7 protein-coding genes are annotated in these 12,772 nt (G+C 62.1%); 5 read left to right on the top strand and 2 right to left on the bottom strand.

Annotated elements, in window-relative coordinates:
* The first annotated feature begins 13 nt into the window (after window positions 1-13).
* From JQ580_RS23520 to JQ580_RS23535, 4 genes are all read left to right on the top strand, one after another.
* Window positions 14-1,288 (top strand): glycosyltransferase family 4 protein, encoded by a 1,275-nt coding sequence (locus JQ580_RS23520; protein ID WP_212282575.1) that lies wholly within the window; start codon window positions 14-16, stop codon window positions 1,286-1,288.
* The gene (locus JQ580_RS23525; protein WP_212282576.1) at window positions 1,285-2,676 is read left to right on the top strand and encodes a hypothetical protein; all 1,392 of its coding nucleotides are present in this window, start codon (window positions 1,285-1,287) and stop codon (window positions 2,674-2,676) included. Before JQ580_RS23520 ends, JQ580_RS23525 begins: the two co-directional genes overlap by 4 nt.
* A gap of 565 nt (window positions 2,677-3,241) precedes the next feature.
* Window positions 3,242-7,150 (top strand): RHS repeat protein, encoded by a 3,909-nt coding sequence (locus JQ580_RS23530; RefSeq protein WP_212282577.1) that lies wholly within the window; start codon window positions 3,242-3,244, stop codon window positions 7,148-7,150.
* Between the two features lie 256 nt (window positions 7,151-7,406).
* Entirely contained in the window at window positions 7,407-8,531 is a 1,125-nt protein-coding gene (locus JQ580_RS23535) for an acyltransferase family protein (protein ID WP_212282578.1), read from the top strand.
* Window positions 8,532-8,556: 25 nt separating this feature from the next.
* Here the strand turns inward: JQ580_RS23535 and JQ580_RS23540 are convergent, their stop codons facing one another.
* Together JQ580_RS23540 and JQ580_RS23545 are read right to left on the bottom strand one after the other, a co-directional pair.
* Window positions 8,557-9,918, bottom strand: coding sequence for a polysaccharide pyruvyl transferase family protein (locus tag JQ580_RS23540; RefSeq protein ID WP_311982476.1), 1,362 nt, complete (start codon window positions 9,916-9,918; stop codon window positions 8,557-8,559).
* 19 nt (window positions 9,919-9,937) lie between these two features.
* Window positions 9,938-11,395 carry a lipopolysaccharide biosynthesis protein gene (locus JQ580_RS23545; RefSeq protein ID WP_212282580.1) on the bottom strand — a complete coding sequence of 486 codons (1,458 nt, stop codon included), beginning with the start codon at window positions 11,393-11,395 and terminating at the stop codon, window positions 9,938-9,940.
* 220 nt (window positions 11,396-11,615) lie between these two features.
* Here JQ580_RS23545 and JQ580_RS23550 point away from each other — a divergent pair, with 220 nt between their 5' ends.
* Window positions 11,616-12,761 carry a glycosyltransferase family 4 protein gene (locus JQ580_RS23550; RefSeq protein WP_249134366.1) on the top strand — a complete coding sequence of 382 codons (1,146 nt, stop codon included), beginning with the start codon at window positions 11,616-11,618 and terminating at the stop codon, window positions 12,759-12,761.
* The last annotated feature ends 11 nt before the right edge of the window (window positions 12,762-12,772 follow it).

The raw sequence follows: 12,772 nt of genomic DNA on the forward strand, positions 1-12,772 counted from the left end.
TGAGGTTGACGCGATGAAAGTTCTTTTGACGTCCACGCTTTATCCGACGCCTCAGGCCCCAAAGATCGTCGGCGGCGCCGAGATCTTCGCCCGACGCTTCGCCGAAGGACTCGTGCAACGCGGTGACGAGGTGGAAGTCATCCGGGCCGCATCCACGCCCGGGCAAGCTGCGGAAACCTGCGACGGCATCAACGTCTATTCCGCGCCGGTGCGGAACGTCTATCTGCCCTTCACGGAGCAGAAGAACGTTGTATTGCGCAGCATCTGGCACGCGGTCGACGACTGGCAGATGCAGGCGCCCTTGATCGCGGAACGCATCCGCGCTTTCAAGCCCGACGTGCTGCATTCCAATAACCTGTCGGGCCTTACCACCGCGATCTGGCGCGTCGCCGCCCAGCTCGGCGTTCCCGTGCTGCATACGCTGCACGACTATTACCTGACCTGCCCGCGCTGCTCGCGCTTTCACAAGGGCCGGTCCTGCGAGCGCACCTGCGCGAGCTGCGGAATCCTGACCTTCCATCGCAAGCGCGCCACGCATTGGCTCAGCGCCGTGGTCGGCGTCAGCGAGCGCGTCCTGTCGATTCATACCGACATGGGCATGTTCTCGGAGACGCCTATCCGCACCGTGATCCGCAATGCCTCGACCGAGCCGCCGCGCGAGCCCTACCCCCGTCCCATCTGCACCACGGAAGTAACGTTCGGATTCATCGGCCGCCTCACGGAGGAAAAGGGCATCGACAATTTGATGCACGCGCTTGCTCTGCTGCCCCGTGATCGCATTCGCATGTTGATCGCCGGCCGGGTCAGCGAGGAGGAGCAACGACGCCTGAAGACCCTCGCGCCGGATGCGCGAATAGAGTTCATGGGCTTCGTAGCACCGGACGATTTCTACAGGCAGGTTGACGTGGTGGTCGCACCCTCCATCTGGCACGACCCCGGTCCGCTTGTCGTCGCAGATGCCAAGGCGGCCGGCAGGCCGCTGCTGGGAACGCGCTTCGGGGGCATGCCCGAGGTCATCGAGCACGGCCTGACCGGCTGGCTCACCGAAGCCGATCCGCAATCCCTTGCCAGAAGCATGCTCGCGATCGCAGCCGATCCGCACAAGATCGACGAGATCAGCCGGCGCCTCATCGCCGATACCAACAAGTGGATATTCTCCGACGTGCTGTCGTCATACAAGAACTTGTATGAGCAATTGCGCGAGCAGCGAATGTCGCGCATGCGCGCTGTAGCGTCCGACGCGCCCCAGGGGCGGACCGTCGGCAAGGAGCGCCTCATTCCGAGATGACACGCCTCCTCGCCATGGCGGGCTATGTCTATCAGAGCGCCGCGGCGATCGTCCTGATCTTCGCGATCAGCCATCTGCTGCCCGCCGCCGACTACACCAACTTTTCGCTCACGCTGGCCTCGAGCCAATTGCTCTGCGTCCTGATGTTCGAGTGGCTACAGCTGGCCGGACTGCGGTTTCTCGCCGCAGCCCGGGCGAACGAGGCGGCTCGGCTGAGGTGGTCGCTGCTTACAGCAGGCCTGTCGAGCGCGGCCGCGCTCCTTGTGGTCGGAAGCTGCGCGTCTCTGGTCAGCCTGCTCCCGATGGGGGCCATTGCGCTGGGCCTCGGCATATCCGTGCTCCAGGGCCTGACGGATCTTTACTTCCTGTCGATACGTCTGTCCGACCGGCTGGGTCTCTCCTCCTTTCTGCTTGCGTTGCGCGCAACGGCCCTTCTGGCAGGGGCAGCCGCGGGAAGCGTGATTTCTGGAACGGCCGAAGCGGCGCTGATTGGGATTGCCGCCGGGCAAGCCTTCGGCCTCCTTGCCGGCCTTATCGCCCATCGCTCGCCGATGAAGCGCGGGTCGTTGCAGGACATGCTGGCCGACTGGAAGGATTTCTCCCGCTACGGCATGCTCGCGGCGGGCGCGTCCGTCATCCATCTGTCGGTACCGGTGCTGCTCCGTGTCGTCGTCATTGGTCAGCTGGGTGCGACAGGCGCCGGGGCCGGATTCTCGATTGCGCTCGACCTCTTGCAGCGTCCCTTCTGGGTCCTCAATGCAGCGATCCACACCGTAAGCTATCCGGAATTGATCGACGACTTCGAACACGGAGGCAGCGCAAAATCGGTGCAGTCGGCGCGGCGGATGTTCGAGTTCATGATCTGCACGACCCTCGTGCTGCTTGGTGGTCTCATTGGATTCATCCCAGACGCCGCCCGTATCCTGGTGCCGCCGGCGAGCGTGGATGGCTTTATCGAGACGGCGCCGACGGTTGCCGCCTTCTATTTCCTGCACACCCATTTGCAGGCGACGATCGCGGTCGTGCCCCACCTCGAGAAGCTGGCGACCAGGCTCGTCGTCGTCGCGGCCGGCCAGCTCGCCCTCGTCGTGTCCTTCGCCCTGGTCGCGATGTCGGCCGGCCTGTCGCCTCGAGGGGCGGTCAACTGCGCTTCACTCGCTACGCTCGCCACGATATTGGTCGCGCTCGGTCCCACCCTGCGATTCGAAGCGTTCCCCCGCTGGCCGTTGGTCGTGCAGGCGGGATTGGCCGCAATGTTGATCGGATCGCTTGGTTGGGTACCTACGGGGCCCGCGGCATGGCTCGCCGGCAAGATTGTGATCGCCGCGATTGCGACCGCTGTCGTCGGATGGCGCGGAGATTTTCTGATGTTGGCCCGCCGCGCCTGATTGGTCGCAGCGGCAGGCGGCAAGACCAGCCGGGTTCCGATGCGGAACTCGCTTGCCTCATCCGATCAGGCTTCGACCGCGATTGCACCGTCTTTGAGCAGGCACAACCATTACGCGCATATCTTACATCTTAACCGCCTATGGAGCCGGCACCTACGAACTTCCCGTGCAGGTTGGCGCAAGCTGCACGGGGGAAACGAGACGGAATTCGTACGAGAGACAGGCCGGCCTAAAATTGCCTTGCTGCTCTCTGTCGACTCGCGCACCGCGAGCATCCCGCTCAGGAGTTCAAAATCCGTCATTTGAATAGATTCCAATTTGCGCAGCTTGCGCAGACATTCAGCAGCGCGAATTGCAAAAATCTTTAAAGCGCCTTTCTCACGTCATGCTGTCCCGGCATCGTATCAATATTCTGCTGCAACACGGAGCGAGTCTGTTCCTGCACAAGGAACCGCGTTTCGCTCGCGATTTGTAGCTTCGATTTTTATCTGAAATTCACACTCGACAGAGAAGCTTGAACGCAATCCCTGCGAGCAATTTCGTTCGCGCTGAAATCGAGTGTGCAATGTCCGATCAGACCATCCTGTCCGCCAGCGGATTCATCAACTCCATTGGCGTCAACACGCATGCCGGCTTCGGCTGGACCGGCTACAACAATCTCGCGCTGATGGTCGATGACCTGAAGTATCTAGGCGTCACCCATCTCCGCGACGCCATGGGGACCAGCCCGGCCGCGCAACCCGTCGTCGAGGGTCTGGCGGCTGCCGGCTACAAATTCGACTTCCTGGTGTCATCCGCGCTGCCCCAGAGCGGCACAACCGGGCTGCAGAACTACATCGCCTCGCTGCAGAAATTTGCAACGAGCCACCCGGGCAGCATCAGCTCCATCGAGGGGCTCAACGAAGCCAATCACCAGCCCTTCAGCTACAACGGCAGCTCGAGCCTGAACGCCGCGGCTCAATTTCAGAGCGCGCTCTATCAGGCGGTCAATGCCAACGCCACGCTCGGCAGCATCCCCGTGTACAATCTGTCACTGGCCTACAACGATCCGCAGGGCTACAGCCAGCTCGGCAACATGTCAGGCTCGGTCGACTACGCCAATGCGCATGCCTATGTCAGCACCAGCCTGACGACCAGCAGCTCGCTTGCCGCGACCCTGAGCGCCGTCATGACCGCGGCACCGGGAAAGCCGGTCGTCATCACCGAGACCGGCTACACGACGCAGGCCAACACCCAATATCTCGGCGTCAACGAGACGGTGCAGGCCAAATCGATCCTGAACACCCTGGTCGATGCCTACAAGGCGGGCGTGAGCGCGACTTATCTCTACGAGCTATTCGACCGCGACTCCTCCGCCAGCAATACCAATCCCGAAGCCAATTTCGGACTGTTCAATTCCGACGGGACGCCAAAGCTCGCCGCCACTGCCATTCACAACCTGACGACCATTCTGGCCGACGACGGCAAAGGGGGCCTGCAGCCGACTGATCCACTGAACTACACCCTGAGCAACACGCCGGCCACCGGCAACAGCATGGTGCTCGGCAAGAGCAACGGCGCCTACGAGCTCGTCGTGTGGGCCGAGCCGAAGCTCTGGAACGATCCCACCGATACCGAGGTCTCCAATCCGGCTCAGACGGTCAACGTGAACCTCGGCGGCGTGCATCATTCGGTCAAGGTGTACGACACGCTGACCGGAACCACCGCGATCGCCAGCTATACCGACGTCAGCACGATCACTATTCCGGTCAGCGACCACCCGCTGATCATCGAGATCGACGCGCCTCCTACCGCCACGACTCCGCCGGACACGAGGACCGGCGTCAGCGGCACCGCAGCCCAGATCGTGCCGCAACTGTCCGACCTCAGCCACTCGACGGCGCTCCAGACGATCACGCTGACCGACTCGCACGTCCTGCCAGTCGCCTCGAAGGCGACCATGGACTACATGATCGCCCATTACGGCGGCGCTCTATCCAAGATACAGGGCGGATACTCGTTCTCAGTGACGAATACGGCCGCGTCTTGGAGCAGCACGAAGACCTATAATTCCAGCGGTACGCTTGTGTCGAAGTCGGACACCGGCCTGAATGCGAGCGGGCAGCCGACCTCGACCACCGTCGCCTACACCGACGGATCGCAGGACCTGATCAGCTACACCGGCGGCGTAAAGACGAAATTCGTTCACGTCGGCGCCGACGCTACACGGACCACCGATACCTACAACACGGCCGGAACCCTGCTAAGCGAAGTGGTCCAGAAGTCCGACGGCTATTACTCCACGACGCTCTACACGAGCGGTGTGAAGACGGCTGCCTACGTCAGGAACGCGGACCGCTCCCAGGACAATTACACCTACGGCATCACGGGCAAGAGCTTCACCACCCAGGTGCAGCACCTCGATGCGTCCGGAAAGGTCACCTCGGTAACCCGCAGCCATGCCGACGGCTCGCTGGACTCGACTCAAGTCTACAATGCCGACGGCAGCAGCGTGATCACCGCGTACAGCGCCACGGGGGTGAAGCTGGTCCAGACCGCTTATCACGCCGACCACAGCAAGGACGTCTGGACCTACAACATCACAGGCCAGAATTACACGAGCGAGCACGACGTCTACAACGCCACCGGCTTCCTCACCAGCCTGACGCGATTGCACAGCGACGGCAGCCTCGCCTTCAAGCTTACCCAGACGACCGACGGCACCAAGACGACCGATTGGTACAATGCCGCCGGCAGCCACACCAGCGAAGTAATCCAGAAGGCCGACGGCTTTTCCTCGACCACGCTCTACAGCAACGGCGTCAAGACCAACGCCTATGTCAAGAACGCCGACGGCAGCCAGGACAACACTGCTTACGGCATCACAGGCCAGAGCTACACCACGCTGATCCAGCACGTCGATCCCTCGGGCAAGGTCACAGCCGTGACCCGCAAGCATGCCGACGGCACGCTCGACTATTCTCAGGTCATCAACGGCGACGGCAGCAGCGTCGTCACCAATTACAATGCCGCTGGCACACGGACCAAGGAAACCGACTTCCATGCCGACGGCAGCAAGGACATTTTCCTGTTCAACATCACCGGCCAGACCTACACGACCGAGCACGACATCTACGATGCAACCGGCTTCCTCACCACGCTGATACGCAAGCACGCCGACGGCAGCATGGCATTCAAGCTGTTGCAGAGCGCGGATGGGACCAAGACCACGGACTGGTACGACGCCAAGGGCATTCTCACCAGCGAGGTGTTCGAGAAGCCGAGCGGCTACAGCTCGACCACGGTGTACACCAACGGCGTGAAGACGGCGGCCTATATCACCAACGCCGACCAGAGCCACGACAATTACAGCTACAACATCACCGGCCAGAGCTATACGACGCAGTACCAGCATCTCGATCCGGCTGGCCGGACGACCGAGGTCACCCGCTGGCATGCGGACAATTCGCTCGATTACACCCAGATAATCAACGGCGACGGCAGCAGCGTGGTCACCAACTACGATGCAGCAGGCGTCAAGAAGACGGAAACCGACTACCACGCTGATGGTTCGAAGGACGTCTTTCAGTTCAACGTCGTCGGCCAGAGCTACACGAACGAGCACGACAGCTACGATTCGACCGGCTTCCTCACCGACATCGTTCGCACCCACACCGACAACAGCCTGGCCTTCACGCTGAAGCAGAGCGCCGACGGCACCAAGACCTCCGACTGGTACGATGCGCACGGCGTCATCACCAGCGAGGTGACGACCAAGAGCGATGGCTACAGCTCCACGACCGTCTATAGCGGCGGCGTGAAGAGCGCTGCCTACATCAAGAACGCCGACGGCACGTCCGACAACTGGAACTACAACATCACCGGGCAGTCCTACACCACCCAGCATCAGCACCTCGATGCCTCCGGCAAGATGGTCGAGCTCACCCGGACCCACGCCGACGGTACCCTGGACTATACCCAGGTCATCCATGACGACGGCAGCAAGCTGACCGACATCTACAACAGCGCCGGCGCCAAGACCCAGGAGATCGCCAACAACACCGACGGCTCCAAGGACGTCTTCCTGTTCAACTTCAACGGGCAGTCCGGGACGACGCAGCACGAGAACTACAACTCCGCCAGCGCGCTGCAATTCGTCGATCAGAGCAAGGCCGACGGCACCCACAATGTCACGGCCGTCGCCGGCGGCGTGACGATCCAGGGCGGGGCCGGCAACGACGTGTTCTCGGCCGCGCCGAACTCGACCACCATTGCCTATGATCATGGCCAGGACCAGATCCTCAACTTCCAGGCCGGCAACGGCGCAACGCACGACGTGGTCCAGATCTCGAAGCTGCTGGCCGCGGACTACAGTCACCTGCAAATGACGCAGTCCGGCACGAACGCGCTGATCACGTTTTCGGCCAATGATTCGCTCCTGCTGAAGAACGTCTATGTCTCCAGCCTGACGAGCCACGACTTCGTGTTCGTCTGAGCCGGGCGGACTGACGGCAGCATCAACGCGACGCGGGCCGGGACCAGTCAAGGTCCCGGCCGCGCTCACTTGGCATCTGCCTCATCAAGAGGCAGCATCCGGACGATGAAGACGTTCGCTGCCATGATATGAGGGTCTTGAGGAACCCGAGATACATCGATCCGCAATCACACTGCGTCTGTCGCTCCATCCAGCGAACTTGCGTCACAATTCAACTCTAGAAGCGAGATGAACCGCGCAAGGACTCCGAGGCCCGATGGAAGCCAGTGAAGCAAGACGTTTCGTCGTTCTCGACTTCTACCGCTTCGTCGCTGCGCTTGGGGTCTTCATCTTCCACCTGAAGCTGATCGACACGGGCATCTCGCCGGCCTGGAGCGGGTCCTACGGCCTCTTCGTGGACATGTTCTTCATTCTGTCCGGCTTCGTGATCTCCTATTCTTACCCGTCCGACGCGCGTGGCGTGGCGGCCTATTCCCGGTTCATGATCCGTCGCATCGGCCGGATCTATCCGCTTCATCTGCTGAGCTTGCTCATCTTCGTGGTGCTGATCGGCGTCGGCATGGAGCGGACGGCCCGCTCGACCTCGCTGGACTTCCTGTACAACCTGCTCCTGCTCCAGGCCTGGGGCGTCACCGACCATCTCAGCTTCAACTCGCCATCCTGGTCGATCAGCGCGGAATTCTTCTGCTATCTGGTCTTCCCGCTGCTGATGCTGCTTGCGCGCAAGGTCCAACCGATCGTGCTTGGCGCGATCGTGGCGGCGCTCTATCTGGTCCTCGCCCACGGCCATCTACCGATCTGGCAGGAACGTTCGCAGATGTATGGCGCCAATTTCGACTACGGGATGCTCCGCGCGCTGCCGAGCTTCCTGAATGGCATCCTGCTCGCCATTCTGTTCCGGATGTCGCACCCCTATCGGCACAAGTGGATGATCTTCGCCGGCATCGGCACGTTCGGCCTCTCCGTGCTCGTCCTCAACGTCTTCGCCAAGCCGGATCTGGCCATTATCCTGTTCTCCTGCGCGATCCTGCTCACTGCGGTCGGCGAAAGCGCCTTCAAGCAATTCCCGGGTGCCCGTCTGCTCGGGCGGCTCGGCAACACCTCATATGCGATTTACATGCTGCATGATGCGGTCCTCATCGCCGTGTTCAAGCCGTTGTGGACCTGGCTAGGACTGCGGCCTGATCAGTTCGGCCCGTTCGCCCTGGCGTGCTGTGTGGTCCTGACCGTCATCGCCGACCGCACCTACGCCTACTTCGAGAATCCGGCGCGGCGCTTCATCAACCGCTGGGCCGACATCGGTGCTGGATCCTCGCGCAAGGCGGCGGCAACGGACACACCCGTCCGCTTTGACACCACCACCGAACGGGCGGTCAATTGACCGCCTGCCGATAGAAAGAGGGCGCTCAGGCGACCTTGCCGCCGACCTCCGGCACAGCCCGCATCGCGCTCTCGCCCAGGAGCGGTGCGATGTTGGCGCGGGACAGCTCCATGACGTCAGGCAGCATCTGGCGCACCTTTCCGCCGACGGCTTCGTGTTCGCCCAGGAATTGCAGCACAAACTTCTCAAAGCTATCGTCGACCAGGAACTGGGCCGGCGACAGCAATAGCGATTCGCTGACGCCAAAGTGCGCGAACAGGCCCTGGAACTTATCCTGATAGGTGATCGCTGCGACGGGCGTTCCCTGGCCCAGCGCAGCAATCGCCAGATGCATGCGCCCGGTGATCACGCCGTCGACCAGTCCGACGACGGCCTTGATCTCGGCCGCCGATAGCGCCTGATCGACATGGTGCACGTGATCGCCGAGCGTGGGCTTGAGGCGGTCGGCCAGCGGCCGCAGGCAATTGTCGTCGGCGATCTCGGGTCGGTAATCGTGTGCGAGCAACAGCCAGCTTGCATTGTGCTCCCGAGACAGCCGCTCCATGGCCACGGCCGCAAGCTCTATCATCTGCCGCAGCTTGGCCGGCTCCGGCTTCCTGAACAACATCGGATGGATATTGAAGACGAAGACCTTTCGGCCTTGCTCGCGCTGTCGCGCGATCGTCGCCGCGATCTGCTTCACCGCAGCCGTGTCCGCCCGCGGCGTCAGCATGAACGCCGCGTCGGCGACCAGATGGGCGCGTTTTCGGGCAAAATCGTCGAAACGCTGAAGAGATATCGCATCGCGCAGGTTCAGGACCACGCCCGGGTCCAGCAGCCGGAACACCTCGCGCAGCGCCTTTGCCGGGCGGGAATTGAAACTGAATCCGAGCACGCTGACCTTGGCGCCGTACGCAGCCATCAGGTCGGCGACGAGCAGCATGCGCGCGGCATCGACCGGAGAATAGTAACCGTCGAGCACGTCGGCGCCGAGAACCAGCCCGAAATCCGGCCTGGTGAGCGACAGCTCCTGAGCCACCGTCTCGTATGAGAACGGCTGTCGCCAGAGTTCGAGCGGCTTGAGACCCATCGCGCGCACGTCCGCGCTGGCGGCTGCGGTCGCGGTTACGATATAGACCTCGAGGTTCGGATAGGTGCGCCTCACCTCCCCGGTGGCCGCTTCGATCATGGCCTCATCGCCGCGCGACTGACGAACGCTCCAAGGATCGGAAGGAAGCACGACGAGCCGGCGCGGCTCGTTGCGCGGCGCGGCGTTGACGCCGACGTCCCTCCGGGCGTTCTGCCACCTGCGCAGCTCGAGCAAATCGAGCGCCAACGGCGTATTTTTGGCGCTGTTGAGCCAGCCTCGGAGTTGCCTGCGTACGGGCACCGGGATCAATTGCTTCACGACATTCTCCTCGTCTTCATCAAGCGGTCGCACCGCGCTTCACGACGAAATCAATCAGGGACAGGAGCTGCTTCCGCGAGAACAGCAGAATGCCCATCAAATAGGTCACTCCAAAACAGGACGACAGCAGCCCAATTCGCAAATAGGGATTAATGCCCGGCATCGCTTCCCGGCAAAGCACGACCGCGCCGTAGGCCAGAACGATGGCGCAAAGGCAGCCCGCAATGGGACGCAGAAACTGGCTCCAGCTCAAGCCGAGCAGCCGAAGGGCCAGCGCAAACGTGACAGGCGTTACCACGAGCTGCGAGAACGCGAAGATCGTGGCCAGTTGACCAATGTCGCGCGAAGGAAGCAGGAACATGGCCGGCACGACTGTACAGAACTTCAGGATGTTGAGCACAAAGACGTAGTTCGGCTTCCCGAGGGCACCAAAATAGGCGCTGTTGACGAACTGTACCGTCTGGACGGCGCCAATCAGCATCAGCGGCCGCATCACGGCTTCGCTGCCGCCCCATTTCGCGCCAAACAGCAGCAGGGAGAACTCCGGCGCGATCGCCGCGAGCAGCACAAAGACGGGAGACCCGATCAGCACGCCGAGACTGACGCTGCGCAGATAAGCGTCCGCAATGCGGTCCCGCTCGTGCGCGATCTTGGACAACGCGCTCAGCGCGACGTCCATGACCGCCTGGGTGAGCAGTTGCATCAGGATCAGGTAGACCCTCGCCCCGACAGTGTAGATGCCGAGAGCCGCGACGCCATAGAGCGACAGGATGATCATGTCGATCGTACGCACGATGGCGAAGTCCAGCAGCCGGTTCAGCACGACGTGGATGCTGTAGCCGGAGAGCTCGCGGAAGCTGTTTCGATCGTAGCCGCGCATCGGCAACCATCGCGGCTGGCTCCAGAGCCACAAGCCGCTGATCGCGCTCTGAACGACAACCTGGATCACGAGGCTGAGTGCGCCAAACCCGGCATACGCACAGGCGATCCCCACCGCGCCGGAGACGGCTGTCGCCACCATGGTCCTCACCGCGAGCATGCGAAAGTCCATCTGGCGCTTGTAGAGCGCCTCCTGGAACAGGGTCGCGGTACCGATCGGAAGCGAGAGACTGGCGGCCGTCAGCAGCGGGGCGAGCCCCTTCACGTCGAGCCAGCGCTCGATATGTGTCGCGAGCAGTGCAATCAGAACGGCCAGCAGCACTGAGGCTGCAAACGAACAGAAAAACGGCAGCGTCACGTCGGCGGGCTCGAGCGTCCGCCGCTGGATCAACGCATCACCGAAGCCGAATTCCGCGATGGAGCTCAAAAGCAGCAGGACAAAAGCGACCAGCGCCGCAAGGCCGAAATCCGCGGGATCGAGCAGCCGAGCCAACACCAGGAACAGCACGAACGACAGCGCGCGGCCGCCCCAATTCTGCGCGAGCGACCAAAACAGCGCCACCACGACCTGATGTTGCCTGCCTCGAGTGACGTTCATCAACAATTCGACCCAATTTCGATCCAGACGACGTCACAATGATGACGACACGCCACCGCTTGTCGCCGCTCACAACGGCGACTGATTGCTCGCTACATTACGACGGAGTGATGGCAATCAGATGAGCGCCACCAGGATTCCGATTTAGAGTGGAAGTGAGTTCAAATCGTGGACTACACTCCAATCGCTCCCTGCGATGTGATGCAAAATGGATGCCTTGATGAATTCGTCCACCCTGCGGTCTATCCCGAATTCAAGACGCTTGCGCGTAGCGATCTACGCACCGCATTTTGCAGAATATTCCTATCGGCTCGCTTCGGGATTGGCTCACCATTGCGACGTCAGACTCGTGCTCAACCGCAAGGATGCCAACCAGCAATGGGAACTGGCCGATATCGCCGTTACGGCTCCCTTCGAGACCCGAATTCGCGATTTGAGCCTGCGCCGCGGCGGCGTGATCGGCATCCCCGCTTCTTTCTTCGACATAATTTCGTTTCGTCCGGACGTGGTCCATTGTCACGAAGTTCCGGAGATCTACACGTCCAAGCTGATCCAGTTCCTTCGCCCGCTCGGCATTCCCTTGGTGCTGACGGTCCACGATGCTATCCCGCATTCGGAAGGCGGCTCAGGCACCTCGCCGCGTGAGGACAGTTGGCGCGGACGCATGCGCGCCGCAGCGTCGGTCGTCACGACACATGGCGAGAGTTGCATTGCCGATTTTCGTCGCGCTTCGCCCGACTTCAAGGGTGCAGCGGTCTCGAGCATGCACGGTGTGCTCATGGTTCCACCGGCCCGAGGTGCGCTCACTGCGCCAGAAGCTGCTCGCATCCTGTTTTTTGGCCGGATGTGGGCCTACAAGGGCCTCGACGTCTTCATCGACGCCATCGACATGTTGGCCAAGCGCGGTGTGGCGCATGAGGCGATCGTCGCCGGCCGCGGCCCAGAGATGACACGACTGGGCCCGCGGATGGAAGCGATGCCGACGGTCAAGACCATCAATGCCTACATTTCGCCCGCCGACACCGGACAGCTGTTTCAGTCCGCCACCGTGGTCGCCCTGCCCTACAAGGACGCAACGCAGAGCGGCGTGCTTGCTTCCGCTTACGGCAATGCGCGTCCCGTCGTTGCCAGTGCCACGGGCGGCATTCCCGACGTCGTCACCGACGGAGTCAATGGGCTGCTGGTTCCTCCCGGTGACGCCACTGCATTGGCCGATGCACTCGAACGCGTGCTGACCTCGAAGCCGCTTGCCGCGACACTGACCGACGGCGCACGGCAGACCGCGGCCGGCCCCTTGAACTGGGACCGCATCGCCGAACAGCTGTTAGGGTCCTATCACAAGCTCGCCGGCCGTACCGTGAGCTGACCGCGACAGTC

Source organism: Bradyrhizobium sp. SZCCT0148 (assembly GCF_018129985.1).
Lineage (GTDB): Bacteria > Pseudomonadota > Alphaproteobacteria > Rhizobiales > Xanthobacteraceae > Bradyrhizobium > Bradyrhizobium japonicum_H.

Bases quoted from the DNA above. Each gene is read 5' to 3' on its own strand.
- JQ580_RS23545 (WP_212282580.1), bottom strand. From the start codon at position 11,395: ATGAACGTCACTCGAGGCAGGCAACATCAGGTCGTGGTGGCGCTGTTT.
- JQ580_RS23525 (WP_212282576.1), top strand. From the start codon at position 1,285: ATGACACGCCTCCTCGCCATGGCGGGCTATGTCTATCAGAGCGCCGCG.
- JQ580_RS23535 (WP_212282578.1), top strand. From the start codon at position 7,407: ATGGAAGCCAGTGAAGCAAGACGTTTCGTCGTTCTCGACTTCTACCGC.
- JQ580_RS23520 (WP_212282575.1), top strand. From the start codon at position 14: ATGAAAGTTCTTTTGACGTCCACGCTTTATCCGACGCCTCAGGCCCCA.
- JQ580_RS23530 (WP_212282577.1), top strand. From the start codon at position 3,242: ATGTCCGATCAGACCATCCTGTCCGCCAGCGGATTCATCAACTCCATT.
- JQ580_RS23550 (WP_249134366.1), top strand. From the start codon at position 11,616: ATGAATTCGTCCACCCTGCGGTCTATCCCGAATTCAAGACGCTTGCGC.